At 60.8% G+C, this 17,709-nt stretch carries 15 protein-coding genes; 7 read left to right on the top strand and 8 right to left on the bottom strand.

What is annotated here, in order from left to right; genetic code table 11:
- Positions 1-111: 111 nt before the first annotated feature.
- On the bottom strand, positions 112-819 hold the full coding sequence (locus tag ACIOYV_RS19390; RefSeq protein ID WP_401326102.1) for a PolC-type DNA polymerase III: 708 nt from the start codon (positions 817-819) through the stop codon (positions 112-114).
- Complete coding sequence (locus tag ACIOYV_RS19395; RefSeq protein ID WP_401326306.1) at positions 816-2,750, bottom strand: DUF294 nucleotidyltransferase-like domain-containing protein; 1,935 nt, start codon at positions 2,748-2,750, stop codon at positions 816-818. The genes ACIOYV_RS19390 and ACIOYV_RS19395 overlap by 4 nt, the downstream gene beginning before the upstream one ends.
- A gap of 259 nt (positions 2,751-3,009) precedes the next feature.
- Between ACIOYV_RS19395 and ACIOYV_RS19400 the strand changes: the two genes are divergently transcribed.
- Positions 3,010-3,456 carry a response regulator gene (locus tag ACIOYV_RS19400; protein ID WP_054044186.1) on the top strand — a complete coding sequence of 149 codons (447 nt, stop codon included), beginning with the start codon at positions 3,010-3,012 and terminating at the stop codon, positions 3,454-3,456.
- Positions 3,457-3,637: 181 nt separating this feature from the next.
- On the opposite strand, the gene ACIOYV_RS19405 is transcribed toward ACIOYV_RS19400, so the two are convergent.
- The gene (locus ACIOYV_RS19405) at positions 3,638-5,815 is read right to left on the bottom strand and encodes a malate synthase G (RefSeq protein WP_401326105.1); all 2,178 of its coding nucleotides are present in this window, start codon (positions 5,813-5,815) and stop codon (positions 3,638-3,640) included.
- A 592-nt stretch (positions 5,816-6,407) separates the two neighbouring features.
- Here ACIOYV_RS19405 and ACIOYV_RS19410 point away from each other — a divergent pair.
- Entirely contained in the window at positions 6,408-6,926 is a 519-nt protein-coding gene (locus ACIOYV_RS19410) for a glycine cleavage system protein R (RefSeq protein ID WP_054044184.1), read from the top strand.
- Between the two features lie 229 nt (positions 6,927-7,155).
- On the opposite strand, the gene rarD is transcribed toward ACIOYV_RS19410, so the two are convergent.
- The 5 genes from rarD to ACIOYV_RS19435 all read right to left on the bottom strand — a co-directional run bounded on the left by rarD (position 7,156) and on the right by ACIOYV_RS19435 (position 12,995).
- On the bottom strand, positions 7,156-8,043 hold the full coding sequence (gene rarD, locus ACIOYV_RS19415) for an EamA family transporter RarD (RefSeq protein WP_163911203.1): 888 nt from the start codon (positions 8,041-8,043) through the stop codon (positions 7,156-7,158).
- Between the two features lie 164 nt (positions 8,044-8,207).
- Complete coding sequence (locus ACIOYV_RS19420; RefSeq protein WP_054616850.1) at positions 8,208-9,182, bottom strand: serine/threonine protein kinase; 975 nt, start codon at positions 9,180-9,182, stop codon at positions 8,208-8,210.
- Between the two features lie 163 nt (positions 9,183-9,345).
- Entirely contained in the window at positions 9,346-11,247 is a 1,902-nt protein-coding gene (locus ACIOYV_RS19425) for a PhoX family protein (protein ID WP_401326110.1), read from the bottom strand.
- Positions 11,248-11,305: 58 nt separating this feature from the next.
- On the bottom strand, positions 11,306-12,070 hold the full coding sequence (locus ACIOYV_RS19430; protein ID WP_401326113.1) for a TOBE domain-containing protein: 765 nt from the start codon (positions 12,068-12,070) through the stop codon (positions 11,306-11,308).
- Between the two features lie 184 nt (positions 12,071-12,254).
- A complete protein-coding gene (locus ACIOYV_RS19435; protein WP_401326116.1) occupies positions 12,255-12,995 on the bottom strand; it encodes a ComF family protein in 741 nt (246 codons plus the stop codon).
- Between the two features lie 91 nt (positions 12,996-13,086).
- Between ACIOYV_RS19435 and bioB the strand changes: the two genes are divergently transcribed.
- The 5 genes from bioB to bioD all read left to right on the top strand — a co-directional run bounded on the left by bioB (position 13,087) and on the right by bioD (position 17,663).
- Positions 13,087-14,142 (top strand): biotin synthase BioB, encoded by a 1,056-nt coding sequence (bioB, locus tag ACIOYV_RS19440; RefSeq protein ID WP_401326119.1) that lies wholly within the window; start codon positions 13,087-13,089, stop codon positions 14,140-14,142.
- Positions 14,143-14,278: 136 nt separating this feature from the next.
- Entirely contained in the window at positions 14,279-15,457 is a 1,179-nt protein-coding gene (gene bioF, locus ACIOYV_RS19445; RefSeq protein WP_401326122.1) for an 8-amino-7-oxononanoate synthase, read from the top strand.
- Positions 15,450-16,181, top strand: coding sequence for an alpha/beta fold hydrolase (locus ACIOYV_RS19450; protein WP_401326125.1), 732 nt, complete (start codon positions 15,450-15,452; stop codon positions 16,179-16,181). The genes bioF and ACIOYV_RS19450 overlap by 8 nt, the downstream gene beginning before the upstream one ends.
- Positions 16,174-16,986: a malonyl-ACP O-methyltransferase BioC gene (bioC, locus tag ACIOYV_RS19455; protein WP_401326128.1), complete on the top strand. Its 813-nt coding sequence runs from the start codon at positions 16,174-16,176 to the stop codon at positions 16,984-16,986. The genes ACIOYV_RS19450 and bioC overlap by 8 nt, the downstream gene beginning before the upstream one ends.
- Positions 16,983-17,663 (top strand): dethiobiotin synthase, encoded by a 681-nt coding sequence (gene bioD, locus ACIOYV_RS19460; protein ID WP_401326131.1) that lies wholly within the window; start codon positions 16,983-16,985, stop codon positions 17,661-17,663. Before bioC ends, bioD begins: the two co-directional genes overlap by 4 nt.
- The last annotated feature ends 46 nt before the right edge of the window (positions 17,664-17,709 follow it).

The following is a 17,709-nucleotide window of genomic DNA, read 5'->3' on the forward strand; positions in this document are numbered from 1 at the left end:
GGAGACCGCGTTATCGTTCTTCGCGGGCAAGCCTCGCTCCTACAAGGGCAGCGCATTTTTAATGTAGGAGCGAGGCTTGCCCGCGAAGGCGCCAGAACAGACACCGGAGATTCAGAACGAAGGCGCCCGCTGCCGCCGTTTCCACTGGCTGATCCGCTGCTGCAGATTCAGCGGGCTATGTATCTGCTGTTGCCGCGCACGGCTGAACAGAATCAATGCCAGCTCCGCCGTGGCCAACGCATCGGCGCTGGCGTTATGTCGCTCGAACACTTCAAGCTTGAACCAGTCAATCCATTCATCCAGCCCGGCCTCGCGAATGTTCGCCTGCGGGCAGAGCAGCGGCGCGATGTCCGCCACATCCAGAAACGGATGCTGCAACTTGTAGCCCAGATGATCTTTCAGCGCGCGCCCGAGCATGTGCTGATCAAACGGCGCATGAAACGCCAGCACTGGGCTGTCGCCGAGGAACTCCATGAACTCCAGCAGCGCCTCGGCTGGATCGCTGCCGGCGGCGATCGCGCTGGGCCCCAGGCCATGGATCAACATGCTCGGCGCCAGTTTCATATCGACGCATTGCAGGGTGCGTTCGAATTGTTGGCTGAAATCGATCGCGCCGTCCTCGATCACCACGGCGCCGATGGACAGCACCCGATCCTTGTTCAGGTTCAGCCCGGTGGTTTCCAGGTCCAGCACCACCCAACGCTGCTCGCGCAGGCTGCATTCGCTCAGCCCGGCGCCGACCGGCAATTGCTGCAGCCGCTGCTGCAGAGCCTCGGGTAGCAGCGGGGTCGCCGGGCGCAACCATGAAAACAGGCTCATAGCTGATACCGCAGGGCCAGGCTGCTTTGCAGGCGTTGGGCCTGGCGCAGGGATTCGCGCAGGATGCGCCGGTCCAGATGATTGAGGATGTCGGGATCGACGCGGTTGGAGTAGGGCAAATTCTCCCGGGTCTGTAGCTGATGTTGCTGCATGCGGGTTTGCTGAATGAAGTGATAGGCCTCTTCGTACGCAGCACCGTCGAGCGGATCGATGACTTCTTTCTCCACCAGTTGCCGAAAGCGTTCCTGAGTGTTGTTGGCTTCGATGCCATTCGCCAGCGCGAGCAATCGGGCGCCATCCACGAACGGCGTCAGGCCCTGGACTTTCAGGTCCAGCGTGGCTTTCTCGCCATTCTTGCGCGCCAATACGAACTCACGGAATCGTCCTACGGGTGGACGATTGCGCAACGCGTTCTCGGCCATCATCCGCTGGAACAAACGGTTGTCCGCCACCTGATCGAGAATCCCTCGACGCAGTTGTTCGCAGCCCTGCTCGTCGCCCCAGACCACGCGCAAGTCGAAATAAATGCTCGACCCCAACAGGTTCTCCGGCGTCGCCTCGCGGATAAACGCCGCGAACCGTCGTGCCCACTCGGCCCGGGACAAACACAGCTCGGGATTGCCGGCCATGATGTTGCCCTTGCACAGGGTGAAGCCGCAAAGCGCCAGGCTGTGGTTGATCTGTTGGGCGATGGGCAACAGCTTGCCGCGAAGCTCGGCGGCATGCGCCGCGTCCCGAGCTTCGAACAGAATCCCGTTGTCCTGATCGGTGTGCAGCGTTTGCTCGCGGCGGCCTTCGCTGCCGAAACACAGCCAACTGAACGGCACGCCGGGGTCGCCTTTCTCGGCGAGTGTCAGTTCGATCACCCGGCACACGGTGTGGTCGTTAAGCAGGGTGATGATGTGGGTGATCTGGGTCGAGGACGCGCCGTGGGCCAGCATGCGCTCTACCAATTGGCCGATTTCGCCGCGCAGTGCCACCAGGTTTTCGACTTTCTGCGCGCTGCGGATGGTCCGCGCCAGGTGCACCAGATCGACCCGTTGCAGGGAAAACAGATCGCGCTCGGACACCACGCCGCACAGTCGCTGGTCCTTGACCAGGCAGACGTGGGCGATGTGCCGTTCAGTCATGGCAATCGCCGCGTCGAAAGCACTGTGATCCGGCGTCAGGAAAAACGGTGCCCGGGTCATGTGGCGCTCGATGGCTTCGTTGAAGTCATTGATGCCTTGCGCCACCACATGGCGCAGGTCGCGCAGGGTGAAAATCCCCAGCGGAGCTTTCTGTTCGTCGACGATCACGATGCTGCCGACCTGCTGCTCGTGCATCAGGGTCACGGCTTCGCGCAGTGGGGTGATAGGGCTACAGGTCACCGGGTGCCGCATGGCCAGTTCGCCCAACCGGGTGTTCAAGGAATATTGCGTGCCGAGGGTTTCCACGGCTTTTTGCTGGACCTGCTGGTTGACCTGATCCAGCAGGCTGCTGACCCCGCGCAGGGCGAAGTCGCGAAAGGTATTGGAGAGGGCGAACAACTTGATGAAGGCCAGTTTGTTCAGTTGCAGGCAGAAAGTATCTTCGGCCGCCAGATGTTCAGTTCGGGTCGCACGTTCACCCAGCAGCGCGGCAAGGGGGAAGCATTCCCCCGTGGTGATTTCGAAGGTGGTTTCGGTGCCGCCCTTGGCCGTGTGCGGGCGTTCGCCGACGACTCGGCCTTGTTTGACGATGTAGAAATGCTCAACCGGGCCGTCGGCGGGCTTGATGATGCTGTCGCCGGGCGCATAGAAACGCAGCTGACATTGCTCCACCAGGTAGGCCAGGTGCGCATGTTCCATTTGATTGAAGGGCGGGAAACGCTGGAGGAATTGCAAGGTGCCCTGGATGTTTTGCAATACCGCGGTTTTCCCTGCCTGGGTGAAGGCGTCCGCTTTACTCATCACTATTACCGCAGTCTTTTTTGAATTGTTGTTGTCGGATTGTTCAGCCATGGTCGGCCCCTGTGCGCAGGGTGCCCATTGGACGTAAGTCTAGGTAGCCGGTGGATATGGCTATATTTCGGATATGCCCTACGCACATTGTGGGAAAACGTCTCATTTTTCCTCTAGGCAAAATATCCGACGAAGTGCACATTGAAGCTCTGCTTAGCGATGTCTGACCACTGTGCTAGGGGATTGAATAGAAAACGTAGAGAAAGCCATGTCCGACCACGATATTTTGAGTGACGCCGAGCGCGAGGCGCTCAGTGCGATCATGCTGGAGCCTGATCTTCCGCCGCAGCGGGTGCTGATTGTCGATGACGACAAAGATGCCCGGGAGCTGCTATCGGAGATTCTTGGTCTGGACGGTATTCGCTGCATGACCGCTGCCAGCGGTGAGACCGCACTCAAGATGCTGGACGAGAAACCCTCAATTGGACTGGTGATTACCGATCTGCGCATGGGGCATGTGGATGGCCTGGAATTGATTCGCCAGGTGCGCGAATCGGTCCGGGCGGCGATGCCGATCATCATTGTGTCTGGCGATGCCGACGTCGGAGACGCGATTGCCGCCATGCACCTGAGCGTGGTGGATTTCCTGCTCAAGCCGATCGATACCGGCAAGTTGCTGGCGTTGGTCAAGCATGAGTTGGGGATGGAGCCTTGACCCGAGTTATAGGTTGCCTATGCGATCGCCCTCGCGGGCAAGCCTCGCTCCTACAGGATCATCAACGCAAGTCCTGTAGGAGCGAGGCTTGCCCGCGAAAGCCGCACCGCCGATCTCACGTAAACGAAAAAGGCCCTGATCCGAAGATCAGGGCCTTTTTTTGTGCGGCATCAGCGCTCAGTTACAGGCCATTGGCAGCCTTGAACTCGCGACGACGACGGTGCAGCACCGGCTCGGTGTAGCCGTTCGGTTGCTTGGTGCCTTCGATCACCAATTCGACCGCCGCCTGGAAGGCGATGTTGCTGTCGAAGTTCGGTGCCAATGGACGGTACAGCGCGTCATTGGCGTTCTGGCGGTCAACCACCGGCGCCATGCGCTTGAGGCTTTCCAGAACCTGTTCTTCAGTGACGATGCCATGACGCAGCCAGTTGGCGATGTGCTGGCTGGAGATACGCAGCGTTGCACGGTCTTCCATCAGGCCGACATCATTGATGTCCGGCACTTTCGAACAACCCACGCCTTGGTCGATCCAGCGCACTACATAACCAAGAATGCCCTGGGCGTTGTTGTCCAGTTCGTTCTTGATCTGCTCTGCGGTCCAGCTCGGGTTCACGGCCAGCGGGATGGTGAGGATGTCGTCCACCGAGGCGCGCGCACGTTTGGCCAGTTCGGCCTGACGGGCGAACACGTCGACCTTGTGGTAATGCAGCGCGTGCAGCGCAGCGGCGGTCGGCGAGGGTACCCAAGCGGTGTTGGCGCCGGCCAATGGGTGAGCGATTTTCTGTTCGAGCATCGCGGCCATCAGGTCGGGCATGGCCCACATGCCTTTACCGATCTGAGCGCGACCTTGCAGGCCGGTGCTCAAGCCGATATCGACGTTCCAGTTTTCGTAGGCGCCGATCCACTTCTCAGCCTTCATGTCGGCCTTGCGCACCATCGGGCCGGCTTCCATGGAGGTGTGGATTTCGTCGCCGGTGCGGTCGAGGAAACCCGTGTTGATGAACACCACGCGCTCGCTGGCAGCCTTGATGCACGCCTTGAGGTTGACCGTGGTACGGCGTTCCTCGTCCATGATCCCGACTTTCAGGGTGTTGCGCGGCAGGTCGAGCACGTCTTCGATGCGCCCGAACAGCTCGTTGGTGAACGCGGCTTCTTCCGGGCCGTGCATCTTCGGCTTCACGATGTAGACCGAGCCGGTGCGGCTGTTCTTGCGCGAGCTGGTGCCGTTGAGGCTGTGGATCGCCGCGAGGCAGGTCACCAGACCGTCGAGAATGCCTTCCGGCACTTCGTTGCCATCTTTGTCGAGGATCGCGTCGATGGTCATCAAGTGGCCAACGTTGCGCACGAACAGCAGCGAACGACCGTGCAGGCTCAGTTCCTTGCCATCGATGCCGGTGTAGGTCCGGTCGGCGTTCATGGTGCGGGTAAAAGTCTGACCGCCCTTGGAGACTTCTTCCGACAGATCGCCCTTCATCAGGCCGAGCCAGTTGCGGTAGATCACCACTTTGTCATCGGCATCGACGGCGGCGACGGAGTCTTCGCAGTCCATGATGGTGGTCAGTGCGGCTTCCATCAGGATGTCTTTGATGCCGGCGGCGTCGGTCTGGCCAACCGGGGTGCTGGCATCGACCTGGATTTCGAAATGCAGGCCGTTGTTTTTCAGCAGGATCGCGGTCGGTGCAGCGGCGTCGCCGTGGAAACCGATCAACTGAGCGTCGTTGCGCAGGCCGGTGTTGCTGCCGCCTTTAAGGGCGACCACCAGTTTGCCGTCAACGATCTTGTAGCTGGTGGAATCGACGTGGGAGCCGGCGGCCAATGGCGCGGCTTCGTCGAGGAAGGCGCGGGCGAAGGCGATGACCTTGTCGCCGCGAACCTTGTTGTAGCCTTTGCCTTTTTCCGCGCCGTCAGCCTCGCTGATGGCGTCGGTGCCGTAGAGCGCGTCGTATAGCGAACCCCAGCGGGCGTTCGAGGCATTCAGCGCGAAACGCGCGTTCATCACCGGCACCACGAGTTGCGGGCCGGCCATGCGGGCGATTTCGTCATCGACGTTTTGCGTCGTTGCCTGGAAATCGGCCGCTTCTGGCAGCAGATAACCGATGTCTTGCAAGAAGGCTTTATAAGCCACGGCGTCGTGCGCCTGACCGGCACGCGCTTGGTGCCAGCCATCGATACGAGCCTGGAAATCATCGCGTTTGGCGAGTAGGGCTTTGTTCTTCGGCGCCAGGTCATGAATGACCTTATCGGCACCGGCCCAGAACTTATCGGCGGTGAGGCCGGTACCGGGAATGGCTTCGTTGTTCACGAAGTCGAACAGGACTTTGGCGACCTGCAGGCCACCGACTTGAACGTGTTCAGTCATTGCTTGCCTCACTCTGCTCAGCTATTTCGCTTTTCAGCTCTTCAATTTTGACAATGAAGCCTCTGGCCATTTAAACCACAAACCCGTCCGCCAGTACATGCCCTTGCGGGCGGCTGGGTTCGGTCCAATCAACGGCTTGGAGGCCTTGCTGACGGGGCTTTCAGGGTTGCGAGTGTGCCGGTGGCAGACATCGATCCAACGTTATGTAGTGCGCGCTGCGGCATACTACATGATGAATTGCGCTTGTGAAAATTAGACTAATTACGTCGTTCTGCGACCCCATGACGCATTGCAGTCATGTCGGGGAACAGGATGTTCTCAAAAAACTATTGGATTGTTCCAGTTAAATATAAAAACTTGTACACATAATCTTTGGTGCGCCGCAATGTGGCCCTGCATTTGTTGGCTGAATGCTGACCTTTTGTGGCGAGGGGGCTTGCCCCCGTTGGGGCGCGGAGCGGCCCTCCATGTTTTTCAGATCAACCTTATTAACCGCTTTTGCGACTGCTTCGCAGCCGAACGGGGGCAAGCCCCCTCGCCACAAACAACCCTTGCCTATACTTCTCTTTCTATAACAAAAGAGGGCTGCGCCATGGACCACCTCGTACTCACCGTATTCGCACCGGACAAGCCAGGGCAGGTCGAGCGCATTGCCCAATGCATTGCGGAGCACGGCGGCAACTGGCTGGAAAGCCGCATGTCGCGCATGGCCGGGCAGTTCGCCGGGATTCTTCGGGTCGGCGTGCCGGCCGAAGCCTACGACGAATTGGTCGATGCCCTACAAGCGTTGTCCACCCATGGTATTCGCGTGTTGATCGCTGAAAGCGGCATCGAACAATCCTGCACCTGGAAACCGATCGCCATGGAACTGGTGGGCAATGACCGGCCGGGGATTGTGCGCGACATCACGCGCTTGCTGAGTGAGCAGGGGGTGAATCTGGAACGTCTGGTCACCGAAGTGCGCCCGGCGCCGATGAGCAGCGAGCCGTTGTTCCACGCCGAGGCGATCCTCGCGGTGCCGCTGACCTTATCCCTGGATGTGCTGCAAACGCGCCTGGAAACCCTGGCCGATGACTTGATGGTGGAATTGGTGCTGCGCAGTGATCCCTGAACAGCTGTCCCAAATTGGGTTATCCAAGTTAAACGTGCACCTGCCTGTGGATAACCTGTAGAGACTCACCGCCAGGCCACGCCGGCCGGGGTTCTTCAGGATCTGATCAAAAAACCAACAGTTTCAACAAGTTGCGCACAAACGCCGGGGATCACGCTGTGGATAACCTTGGGAAGGATTGATGCAGGCCACGAACAACGTGGCCTGTAGAGGTTTGTACGTTTTCTGATCAGCTGCGCCGACGCATGCTGATCACCGCATCGACGCTGTAAATCGCCAGGCCAGCCCAGATAAAGATGAACGCCACCAGGGTGCTGGACGACAAGTGTTCGTCAAACAGCAGGACGGCTTGCAGCAGCACCAATGTCGGCGCCAGGTACTGGAGAAATCCGAGGGTGGTGTAGGGTAAATGCCGTGCGGCGGCGTTGAAACACACCAGCGGCACCAACGTCACCGGACCGGCTGCCACCAGCCACCAGGCTTCAGACGTGGTCCAGAACGCCGGTTGTGCACTGGCCGCCGACGGATTGAACAGCAACCACGCCACGGCAATCGGCACCAGCATCCAGGTTTCCACCACCAGCCCCGGCAATGCCTTGACCGGAGCTTGTTTGCGGATCAGCCCGTAGAAGCCAAAGGTCAGCGCCAGCACCAGCGACACCCACGGCAGACTACCGACCTGCCACACCTGTTGCGCCACGCCGACCGCCGCCAGACCCACCGCAATCCATTGCATGCGCCGCAGGCGTTCGCCGAGGATCAGCATCCCCAGCAGCACGTTCACCAGCGGGTTGATGTAGTAACCGAGGCTGGCTTCGAGCATTCGCCCGTTGTTCACCGACCACACGTAAGTCAGCCAGTTGGCCGCGATCAGCGTGCCGCTCAGGGCCAGGATCGCCAGGCGTTTCGGGTTGTCCCGCAACTCGCGCCACCAGCCCGGATGCTTCCAGACCATCAGCAGCAGCGCGCCGAACAGTGCCGACCAGAGCACCCGGTGGATGATGATTTCTACAGCCGGCACCGAGGCGATGGCTTTGAAGTAGATGGGGAAAAGTCCCCAGATGATGTAGGCAGTGAGGCCCAGGATGTACCCGCGACGCGGGTTGGCGGCTTGCATGCAGAATCCTTGCTTAGGCAGCTAACAAAGAGGGGATTGTATAGATGTGTTTCATTTTTTGTAGGAGCGAGGCTTGCCCGCGAAGGCGTCATCACAGTCGACATCATTGGTGAATGTCAGGCCTTCTTCGCGGGCAAGCCTCGCTCCTACAGGGGGTTGCGGTGTTAGAAGAGTTTCAGCGGTTCTTCATTGAGCGCGGACAACTGCTCGCGCAACGCCAACACCTGATCGCCCCAATACCGCTCGCTGCCGAACCACGGAAAACTATGCGGGAATGCCGGGTCATCCCAGCGCCGTGCGAGCCAGGCGCTGTAGTGCATCAGGCGCAGGGCGCGCAACGGCTCGATCAGCGCCAATTCTCGCGGGTCGAAGTCGTGAAACTCGTTGTAGCCGTCCATCAATTCCGACAACTGACCGAGACATTCCTGACGGTCACCGGCGAGCATCATCCAGATGTCCTGCACTGCCGGGCCCATGCGGCAGTCGTCGAGGTCGACGATGTGGAACATCTCGTCGCGGCACATCATGTTGCCGGGGTGGCAATCGCCGTGCATGCGGATGTTCTGGTGCGGCGTGGCCTTGTAGACCTCTTCCACACGCTTGAGCAGGTCGCGGGCGACGGACTCGTAGGCCGGCAGCAGGCTCTTCGGTACGAAATTGCCTTCGAGCAGGGTGTTCAGCGAATCGTGGCCGAAGTTTTTCACGCCCAGCGCTTCACGGTGCTCGAACGGCTTGGTCGCGCCGACGGCGTGCAGGCGTCCGAGCAATTGGCCCAGGCGATACAGCTGATCCAGATTGCCTGGCTCTGGCGCGCGGCCGCCACGGCGAGGAAACAGGGTGAAGCGGAACCCGGCGTGTTCATGCAGGCTGGCGCCGTTGTGAATCATCGGCGCGACCACCGGCACGTCGCATTCGGCGAGTTCGAAAGTGAACTGGTGCTCTTCGAGTATCGCTTCGTTGGTCCAGCGCTGCGGGCGGTAGAACTTGGCGATCAGCGGCTCGGAGTCTTCGATGCCGACTTGGTAGACGCGGTTTTCGTAGCTGTTGAGCGCCAGAATGCGCGCGTCGCTGAGAAAGCCGATGCTTTCGACGGCATCGAGCACGAGGTCTGGGGTGAGGGTTGCAAACGGGTGGGCCATGCTGACTCCTGCGCGCAGCAGGCTGCCGCGTCCGGCCAAGCATGGTAGCGCAGACGGGGGAAGATAGGTGGTGACTGTGCGGACGCCTTCGCGGGCAAGCCTCGCTCCTACAGGGTTATGCAGATTCCTTGTAGGAGCGAGGCTTGCCCGCGAAGAGGCCGGATCAGGCGCCGACGACCCCGCCGTCCTCGCGGGTAATCGCCATCACCGAAGACCGCGGCTTGCCGTTCGGCAGGTGCTCAGGGAACGTCGAACCACCGTTCTCCCCCGGATGCTGAATCCCGACAAACAGGGTTTTCTGATCCGGCGAGAAGCTGATCCCCGTCACCTCACAACCAATCGGCCCGACCATGAAGCGGCGAATTTCCCCGGTTACCGGGTCGGCGCAGAGCATCTGGTTATTGCCCATGCCCGCGAAATCCCCGGTATTGCTCGAATCGCCATCAGTCAGAATCCACAAGCGCCCGGCCTTGTCGAACCCCAAACCATCCGGGCTGTTGAACATGTTCTGCGGGGTGATATTCGTCGAACCGCCCTTCGGTGTGCCGGCATGCACGCCCGGATTGCCGGCGACCACGAACAAATCCCAGGCGAAGCTTTTCGAGCCGTGATCATCCCGGTCGGTGCGCCAGCGCAGGATCTGTCCGTAAACGTTTTTCTCCCGCGGGTTTGGCCCGCCGACCGGTTGGCCGTCTTCGCCGCGCTTGGCGTTGTTGGTCAGGGTGCAATAAACCTGGCCGTCCTTGGGGCTGACGACGATCCATTCCGGGCGGTCCATGCGCGTGGCGTTGACCACACTGGCGGCGAGGCGCGTGTGAATCAGCACTTCGGCTTGGTCAGCAAAACCGCTGCTGGCGTCGATGCCGTTCTTGCCGTGGGTCAGTTCGATCCACTCGCCCTGGCCTTTCGGATGATCGGTATTGCCGTCGCCCGCGTCGAAGCGCGCCACGTACAAGGTGCCGTGGTCCAACAGGTCTCGATTGGCCTTGGGGTTTTTGTGGTTGATCTTGTCGCGGCTGACGAATTTGTAGATGAATTCGCCGCGCTCATCGTCGCCCATGTAGACCACGGCGTGGCCGTCGTTGGTTTCGGCCAGGGCGGCGTTTTCATGTTTGAAACGGCCCAGGGCCGTGCGTTTGACCGGCGTCGACTTCGGGTCGAACGGGTCGATTTCCACCACCCAGCCGTGACGATTGAGTTCGTTAGGATTCTTCGCCAAGTCGAAACGCGGGTCGTGTTGATGCCAGTTGATTTCCTTGCTGGCGGCCACCGCGCCGTAGCGTTTTTGCGCAGCATCGAATTTTTGCTCGGCGTTGCTGCTGCCGAAGCAATCGGTGAAGTTCTCTTCGCAGGTCAGATAAGTGCCCCACGGCGTCTTGCCGTTGGCGCAGTTCTGGAAGGTGCCAAGGACTTGCTTGCCGTGCGGGTCGGCGCTGGTTTTCAACAGTTCGTGACCGGCCGCCGGGCCGCTAAAATGCAGCGGCGAGTTGCCGTGGATGCGCCGGTTGTAGCGCGAGCCCTGGACGAATTGCCACTGGCCGTTCTTGCGCTGCACTTCGATCACCGTCACGCCTTCACAGGCCAAAGCTTTGCGCACTTCTTCCGCCGATTGCGGCATGCCGCCGTGGGCGTAGAGGTAGCGGTAGTTGGTGTATTCGTTGTTGATCGCCATCAGCGCTCGGTCTTTTTCACCGGGAAACTCGAACAGGCTCATGCCGTCATTGTTGTCGCCGAACTGCAGTTCCTGATGCTCGGCGCTGCCGTTGCCGCTCGGATCGAACGCCGGGCCGTTCTTCTGCAACGGCTGACCCCAGCTGATCAACACCGAGGATTTGTAGCCCGGCGGCAAGGTAATGGCGTCGGTCGTGGCGGCGGCGATGCTGTCGAAACCCAGCAGTTTGCTCGAACCGGCGCTGACACTCGCGGCCAGCACGCTGCGGCTCAGCAGGTTGCCACCGAGGAACATCGCCGCACCGCAGAGGGCACCGGCGCTGATGAAACCGCGACGGCTGAGGCCGACCATTTTTTCCAGGTCGGTGGATTGGTGTTCTTCTAATAGGCTCACATCAGGCTCCCTGCGGGTTTTTGCAGTCACCTTAATGAGCGTTAGTGAAGGTTTTGTTTCAGAGCGGTGTACCGAGCAGGACGTTGGACGGCGCGAATTGCACCAGCACCGGTCGGTCGACGGCAAGGCCGGAGGTTCTTAAGTGTAGCGGCTCGGCCAGGGCGCACAGCGTCTGGCCATTGGGCAGGCCGATGCGTACTTCGCTGGGGCCGTCTTCAGCGTCGAGGATTTCCTCGATTGTGCCCGTCAGGCAATTGTTGCCAGGTGTTGCAGCTTGATCGACGGCCAACAATTCCAGCCATCCGGCCTTGATCAGGGCGACCACTTCGGTGCCGATTTGTAGTTCCAGGCGCAAGGTGCTGTCGTGGGTAATCTGCGCGTCGATGCTCAAGCCTTCGGCCAGTTCGAGACGAATGTTGTCGTTACGGCCCTGGGATTCGATCGCCGCGACTTTGCCGTGCAATTGATTGCGCGCGCTGGTGCGCAGCATCAGGCGGCCGAGCAAGTCGAGGTCGCTGGCGTCTTCGGCGGCTTCCAACACCTGTGCCTGCAACACCTGCAGCTTCTGATACAGGCGCAACACCCGTTGACCCTCTTCGGACAACTTGGCGCCACCGCCGCCCTTGCCGCCGACGCTGCGTTCCACCAGCGGCTTTTGCGCGAGGTTGTTCAGTTCATCGATAGCGTCCCATGCTGCCTTGTAACTCAGGCCCGCGCTTTTCGCGGCGCGGGTGATCGAGCCTTGTTCGGCGATGTGTTGCAGCAGGGCAATGCGCTGCGGACGGCGGACGATGTGCTGGGACAGTAATGTAGGCAGGGACATGGTGAGTGCTTTGGGCGGTGGCAATGGGGACGACGTTGGCGGCTTGGACGGCGGGAGTCAAGTCAGGTCGCAATCCCTGTGGGAGCGAGCTTGCTCGCGATGAGGCAATAACATTCAACATGGATGTCGACTGTACTGACGCCATCGCGAGCAAGCTCGCTCCCACAGGTTTTGTGTACTCAGGTTAAACCGTGTCGCCGGGCTTGGGCGTACGAGCCAGGCAGTAGACGTCTACTCGGGCGGCACCGGCGTCCATCAACAACCGCGCCAGGGTTTGCGCGGTCGCACCCGTGGTCAGCACGTCATCGATCAGGGCCAGATGACGGCCCGTGACTGACGCACCGGGTGCGAGGGCGAAGGCATTACGCAGGTTTCGCCGGCGGGCTTCGGCCTTCAGTTCCTGTTGCGCGCTGGTGTCCTGGATCCTCAGCAACAGCGTTTCGTCGCAAGCAATGTCCAAGTATTCACTGAGCCAACGCGCAAGCATCGCCGCTTGATTGAAACCCCGCTGACGCAGGCGTTTGGACGCCAGTGGCACCGGGATCAGCAGATCAGGTCGCTCCAGGTCTTCATCGAAGCGATGCTGCAGGAACTGCGCGAGAAGTTCGCCGAGAAGGCGGCCAAACGGCCACTTCGCGCTGTGCTTGAAACGGGTGATCAACGTGTCCACCGGAAAGCTGTAGGTCCAGGGCGCCGCAACTCGCTCAAAGGCAGGTGGCTGTTGAAGGCATTGGCCGCATGTCAGGCCGGACGCGGGCAGCGGCAGGGCGCAGGTCTGGCAGTGATCGCCGAGCCACGGCAGCTCGGTTTCGCAGGCTGTACAGATGGGCGTTTTGTCATCGGCGGGCTCTGAACAGAGCAAACAGGATTGTTTGTTTTTTAACCAGATGTAAACCAGTCCTTCGTATCGTGGTTGACAGCGCATCGCTCTTCCTTAAATATGCCGAACATCCGTGTCGCGCCTGTGGGTATTCCATTCCCCAGACGCTTGCCAAGCATAAATCAAGGAAACGCCCATGAGCGCCAGCACCTCTGCAACCCTGCGTCATGACTGGTCTTTGGCCGAAGTCAAAGCACTCTTCGTTCAGCCATTCAACGACCTGTTGTTCCAGGCGCAGACCGTGCACCGCGCGCATTTCGACGCCAACCGGGTCCAGGTTTCCACGCTGCTGTCGATCAAAACCGGCGCTTGCCCGGAAGATTGCAAATATTGTCCGCAGTCCGGTCACTACAACACCGGCCTGGAAAAAGAAAAACTGATGGAAGTGCAGAAGGTCCTCGAAGAGGCCGCTCGCGCCAAGGCCATCGGTTCGACCCGTTTCTGCATGGGCGCGGCGTGGAAACATCCGTCGGCCAAAGACATGCCGTACGTGCTGGAGATGGTCAAGGGCGTGAAAGCCATGGGCATGGAAACCTGCATGACCCTCGGTCGCCTCGACCAGGACCAGACCGTTGCGCTGGCCGACGCAGGCCTCGACTACTACAACCACAACCTCGACACCTCGCCGGAGTTCTACGGCAGCATCATCACCACCCGCACCTACAGCGAGCGCCTGCAAACGCTGGCGTATGTGCGTGAGTCGGGGATGAAGATCTGCTCCGGCGGCATCCTCGGCATGGGCGAGTCCCTCGACGACCGTGCCAACCTGCTGATCCAGCTGGCCAACCTGCCGGAGCATCCGGAGTCGGTGCCGATCAACATGCTGGTGAAAGTCGCCGGTACGCCGCTGGAAAACGCCGATGACATCGACCCGTTCGACTTCATCCGCATGCTCGCCGTCGCGCGCATCCTGATGCCGCAATCCCACGTGCGCCTGTCCGCCGGCCGCGAAGCGATGAACGAGCAGATGCAGGCCCTGGCCTTCTTCGCTGGCGCCAACTCGATTTTCTACGGCGACAAACTGCTGACCACCGCTAACCCGCAGGCTGACAAGGACATGCAACTGTTCTCGCGCCTGGGCATCCTGCCGGAAGCGCGCGAAGAGCATGCCGACGAAGTGCATCAAGCGGCTATCGAGCAGGCGTTGGTTGAGCAGAAGAGCAGCGAGCAGTTCTATAACGCGGCTGTCTGACTTCTCCCCGCCCTGTAGGAGCGAGGCTTGCCCGCGAATGAGACACTCAGGTCTGTCTGACTGACCGCGGTGATGCCTTCGCGGGCAAGCCTCGCTCCTACAGGAGATGTGTTTTTTCCTGAACCGTGAGGCCTGCATGTCTTTCGATCTCGCCGCACGCCTTGCTGCCCGTCGTGCCGACAATCTCTATCGCCAACGCCCGCTGCTCGAAAGCCCTCAAGGCCCGGAAGTGGTGGTCGATGGCCAGCCGTTGCTCGCTTTCTGCAACAACGACTACCTGGGCCTGGCCAATCACCCGCAAGTGATCGAAGCCTGGCGCGCTGGCGCAGCGCGTTGGGGCGTCGGCGGCGGGGCTTCGCACTTGGTCATCGGCCACAGCACCCCGCATCACGAGTTGGAAGAAGCGTTGGCCGATCTCACCGGTCGTCCGCGCGCGCTGCTGTTCACCACCGGTTACATGGCCAACCTCGGCGCAGTCACCGCGCTGGTCGGGCAGGGCGATACGGTGCTGGAAGACCGGCTCAATCATGCGTCGCTGCTGGATGCCGGGTTGTTGTCCGGTGCACGTTTCAATCGTTATCTGCACAACGACGCGGTCAGTCTGGCCAAGCGTCTGGAAAAGGCCACCGGCAATACGCTGGTGGTCACCGACGGCGTGTTCAGCATGGACGGCGATATCGCCGACCTGCCGGCGCTGGCGCGAGAAACCAAGGCAAAAGGCGCGTGGCTGATGGTCGATGACGCCCACGGCTTTGGTCCGCTGGGCGCCAACGGTGGCGGGATCGTCGAACATTTTGGCTTGAGTCAGGAGGACGTGCCGGTGTTGGTCGGCACCCTCGGCAAGGCGTTCGGCACGGCGGGGGCGTTTGTGGCGGGCAGCGAAGAGCTGATCGAGAGTCTGATCCAGTTCGCGCGTCCCTACATCTACACCACCAGCCAGCCACCAGCGCTGGCCTGCGCGACGCTGAAAAGTCTCGAATTACTGCGCAGCGAGCATTGGCGACGCGAGCACCTTAATGTGCTGATCCGTCAATTTCGTCGAGGTGCTGAGCAGATCGGCCTGGAACTCATGGACAGCTTCACTCCGATCCAGCCGATCATGATCGGCGATGCCGGCCGCGCGGTGCGACTCTCGCAGATGCTGCGCGAGCGCGGCCTGATGGTCACTGCGATCCGTCCGCCCACCGTGCCGGCCGGCAGTGCTCGCCTGCGGGTGACCTTGACCGCTGCCCACAGCGAAGCGCAGGTGCAGCTATTGTTAAATGGACTCGCCGATTGTTTTGCACAACTGGGACCGGAGCCAAGCTATGCGTAATCGACTGATTCTGCTGCCCGGTTGGGGCCTCGGGATTTCGCCGCTGGAGCCGTTGGCCGCAGCCTTGCAGGGTTTGGATGAACACCTGCGGGTCGAGATCGAGCCGTTGCCGGAACTGGAGTCGGGCGAGCTGCAAGAGTGGCTCGATGAACTGGATTCGACCGTACCTCAGGATACCTGGCTCGGTGGCTGGTCATTGGGCGGCATACTCGCGTCCGAGTTGGCGGCGCGTCGCGGTGATCGCTGCTGTGGCTTGTTGACCCTGGCGAGCAATCCTTCGTTTGTCGCCCATGAGCAATGGCCGAGCGCGATGCCCGGCGAGACCTTCGATGCGTTTCTGGCCGGTTGCAACGCCGATCCACGCATGACCTTGAAACGCTTTTCGCTGCTCTGTGCCCAGGGGGCCGAAGACCCACGTGGACTGTCGCGACTGTTGCTCGGCGGCGCGCCGCATGCATCGGCGCAAGTCTTGATGAGCGGCCTGGAAATCCTCGCGCAACTGGATACCCGGCAAGCGCTGCAGGCGTTTCGGGGGCCGCAACTGCATCTGTTCGCCGGCCTCGACGGCCTGGTCCCGGCCGAAGCGGCGGGGGACTTGCTGGCGTTGTTGCCGGATGTCGAAATCGGCCTGATCGAACAGGCCAGCCACGCGTTTCTTCTGGAAGACCCCCACGGTGTGGCGGGGGCGATCCAGGCCTTTTTGCATGAGTCCGGTGATGACTGATTTATCCCTTCCCAAGCTACCCGCAGGCTTGCCCGACAAGCGTCAGGTGGCAGCGTCCTTTTCCCGCGCGGCGGCCAGCTACGACAGCGTCGCTGAGTTGCAACGGGATGTTGGCAGCGAGTTGTTGCGGCGATTGCCCGATGAGTTTGTGCCGGGTCGCTGGCTGGACCTGGGTTGCGGCACCGGTTATTTCAGCCGTGCGCTGGGTGAGCGTTTTCTGGCGAGTCACGGTATTGCGCTGGATATCGCCGAAGGCATGCTCAATCACGCCCGGCCATTGGGTGGCGCCACACACTTTATCGCTGGCGATGCTGAGCGGTTGCCGTTGCAGGATTCAACCTGTGACCTGATCTTTTCCAGCCTCGCGGTGCAGTGGTGTTCGGACTTCGCCTCAGTGCTCAGTGAAGCGTATCGGGCATTAAAACCGGGCGGCGTTTTTGCGTTTGCTAGTCTGTGTGTCGGCACGCTGTACGAATTGCGTGACAGCTGGCGTCAGGTGGATGGCATGGTGCACGTCAACCGCTTCCGCGAGTTCGAGACTTATCAACAGTTGTGCGCAGCCAGTGGCTTGCAGGTCATCAGCCTGCAAACCTGTCCGCATGTGTTGCATTACCCGGATGTGCGCAGCCTGACCCATGAACTCAAGGCGTTGGGGGCGCATAACCTGAACCCTGGTCGGCCGGGCGGTTTGACTGGCAGGGCGCGGATCCTCGGCCTGGTCGAGGCGTATGAGCAGTTTCGTCAGGCACAGGGACTGCCGGCGACTTATCAAGTGGTTTATGCCGTGTTGGAGAAACCCTTATGAGCGCAGCCTATTTCATCACCGGTACTGACACTGATGTCGGCAAGACCACCGTTGCTGCAGGTTTGTTGCATGCCGCGCGGTCGGCAGGGTTGAGCACTGCGGCGGGTAAGCCCGTGGCTTCCGGCTGCGAGGTGACCCCTAAAGGCTTGCGCAACGCCGACGCGTTGGCGTTGTTGGCGGAGTGCTCTGTGCCGCTGACGTATGCACAGGTCAATCCAGTGGCGTTCGAACCGGCGATCGCTCCGCATTTGGCGGCGCGGGAGGCGGGCATCGCGTTGACGGTGCAATCCTTGTTGACGCCGATGCGCGAGATCCTGGAGATGAGCGCGGACTTCACGCTGATCGAAGGGGCGGGCGGTTGGCGCGTGCCGTTGGCGGATCAGGATAATTTGTCGGACCTGGCGATCGCGCTGGATCTGCCGGTGATTCTGGTGGTCGGCGTACGGCTGGGCTGCATCAACCATGCGCTACTCACGGCTGAAGCGATTGCTAACGATGGTCTGCAGTTGGCTGGATGGGTGGCCAACATCATCGAGCCGAAGACCTCGCGCCTGGAGGAGAACCTCGCCACGCTGGCCGAGCGGATACCCGCGCCGTGCCTGGGCCGGGTGCCGAAACTCAAGTCGGTGACGGCGGAGGCGGTGGCCGAGCATCTTCAACTGGATCTGCTCGATTAATGTTTTTGCCTATGACGCGGCACTGTGCCATTAGTGTTTTTGTCGG

It is taken from the genome of Pseudomonas sp. NPDC087342, from assembly GCF_044744265.1.
In the GTDB taxonomy this organism is placed as follows: Bacteria; Pseudomonadota; Gammaproteobacteria; order Pseudomonadales; family Pseudomonadaceae; genus Aquipseudomonas; species Aquipseudomonas nunensis.